Raw genomic sequence first — 2015 nt, forward strand, 5'->3', positions numbered from 1 at the left:
AGAGCGTCCCAACGTCGGCGATACCAACCGGATCATCCGTGCCCTGCCGGTCCGCTACGAGTTCGACATCACCGACATCGAGGTGCGGGATATCGAGATCATGCTGGTGACGCCCTCGAAGGTGGTGAGCCGGCTGGTCGGCACCGAACTCGCCGCCTGCGGCTTCCGGACCGTGGTGGTTCATGATCCGATCGAGTCAATCGCGCTGGCGGTGCGGATGCCGCCTGATATGATCATCGCCTCGGCCGTGATGGACGGCCTGGGCGGCCTCGACCTGCTGCGCGGCCTGAAGGCCATGACCCCGACCCAGGCCGTGCCGATGGCGCTGCTGACCAGCCTTGACACCGCAGTCGGCGAGGGTCCGGAGGGCATTGCGCTGATCCGGGTTGGGAGCCGGTTCGGCGACGACTTTGCCGCCGCCATCACCAGGTTCAACCTGGGCTGACCGGTCAGGTGCGGGCAAAGTAGGCACGCCCCACCGATATCCGGCCTCTCGATCCGAGCAGGCGGCGGGAGCGACCGATGGCGGAAAGAAGGGCGTCATCCCTCCATCCGGCTGCCAGTCTGCCGGCAGGCATTCCGGTGGTGTAAAGGTGGTCAGCGCAGGCGATACCGCGGCCTCCAGGCCGGCAGGTCACCTGAATCTCAGGTCACGACGCGAGACCGCCGCTCAGGAAAAAGCGCGTCACGAAGAAGGCGCCGATCCCGAGAAGCACCGCCATGCCCAGCAGTCCCCAGACGCCGAGATTTGATGTCGCCTGTGGAGTACCGGCCTGCTCGAAGACGGTTGTGGTTACCGTCCGATTGGCAGAGGGATCGGTGAAGACCTGCTCCACCCGGACACGCTCGAACCGCCCGCTGGCAAGTGCGTTCCTGGCCTGGGCCATGGCATCGTCCAGAGCGCTGCCCGGTCGGCCGGCTGTCCAGGCACCGCCTTGCATCATCGACGCTTTATAGGTGATGCAGCGCTTTTCAGCTGGTTTTCCGGTCATCGTCTGATCGGATAAAAAGGATGAGCGACAGTGCGCGCGGTGCGGGTCATGACTCTATCTTCTGGATCGCCGCCGTTTGTTCGCTGGCGGAAGGAGCGCAGTCGATAATGGAAGAACCTCCGTTAAAATCCGAATAACACATAAGTCGCCGCGATCCTGTGGGGCGCGGGACAGAAGTTCCGGCAGCCACACGGTCGCTGGCACAGCCCTTCAGAAACCAACCACACCAAAATTTAATAAATCCTGTGATATTACAGTGGCTTCAGCTTTTCGTCTGTAACACTTTGTCATGAAGTACGCCGATGCCGACAGAAACCCGCCAGCTGATTTTTTCGGACGAAGAGCTGATAGAGGCGTTGACGTCGCACAACCGGATGGCGGCTGACAAGTTGTTTATTGGCCGGATCGTCTCCTGCAGCGTGCCGCCCGGGGAGACGCTGACGGTGCGGCTGACAATCCGCCATGAGACGACAAAAAACGACTACGACATGACCTTCGGCGCCGAGGTGATCGGAGCGGCACTGATCCGCTACTGTCTCGAGGTCAACATTCCGCTGCCCCGCCGGGCGCGAAAGCAGTTCGGCCTGGTCGGCGGCCGCCCGGCGATCAGCATGTGTTTTGATGCGCATCCATGACGTACATTCTGGATCTCTGATACGGCATCCAGGATCCGCGAGGTGGGGATGAGAGTAAAAGTCACCTTTGACGCCCACTCATTTACCGACTTTTAGCTAAATCGGTCGATCGTCAAATCTCAATCCATTGTCGCCCGCACGGCAATGCCTGCAACCCGACCGCTCTTCCAACCTGTCTGGACGAAAGCAAATGACGTGGACGATCTTCTGCAAGAATTCCTGACCGAGACGGTCGAGAGCCTAAGCTTGCTCGATACTCAGCTGGTCCGGCTTGAGCGGGACCCGAACAATCCGGAGCTGCTGGGCAATATCTTTCGGCTGGTCCACACGATCAAGGGAACCTGCGGTTTCCTCGGTCTCCCTCGCCTCGAGCATGTCGCTCACGCGT

General features: G+C 60.8%; 4 protein-coding genes. 3 read left to right on the forward strand and 1 reads right to left on the reverse strand.

Annotation, left to right across the window (positions count from 1 at the left end):
• Window positions 1-445 (forward strand): PleD family two-component system response regulator (locus N826_RS44610; RefSeq protein ID WP_044437939.1); only part of this gene is annotated, 445 nt, incomplete at its 5' end.
• Window positions 446-650: 205 nt separating this feature from the next.
• Here the strand turns inward: N826_RS44610 and N826_RS38820 are convergent.
• On the reverse strand, window positions 651-992 hold the full coding sequence (locus tag N826_RS38820) for a hypothetical protein (RefSeq protein ID WP_147041367.1): 342 nt from the start codon (window positions 990-992) through the stop codon (window positions 651-653).
• 302 nt (window positions 993-1294) lie between these two features.
• On the opposite strand from N826_RS38820, the gene N826_RS38825 reads away from it, so the two are divergent.
• Together N826_RS38825 and N826_RS38830 are read left to right on the forward strand one after the other, a co-directional pair.
• Window positions 1295-1627 (forward strand): hypothetical protein, encoded by a 333-nt coding sequence (locus N826_RS38825; RefSeq protein ID WP_044437942.1) that lies wholly within the window; start codon window positions 1295-1297, stop codon window positions 1625-1627.
• 195 nt (window positions 1628-1822) lie between these two features.
• The coding region (locus N826_RS38830) for an Hpt domain-containing protein (RefSeq protein WP_044437943.1) at window positions 1823-2015 on the forward strand (193 nt) is incomplete at its 3' end.

It is taken from the genome of Skermanella aerolata KACC 11604 (assembly GCF_000936425.1).
In the GTDB taxonomy this organism is placed as follows: domain Bacteria; phylum Pseudomonadota; class Alphaproteobacteria; order Azospirillales; family Azospirillaceae; genus Skermanella; species Skermanella aerolata.

Coding starts and splice junctions, on each gene's coding strand:
- N826_RS38820 (WP_147041367.1), bottom strand. CDS start 992: ATGACCGGAAAACCAGCTGAAAAGCGCTGCATCACCTATAAAGCGTCG.
- N826_RS38825 (WP_044437942.1), top strand. CDS start 1,295: ATGCCGACAGAAACCCGCCAGCTGATTTTTTCGGACGAAGAGCTGATA.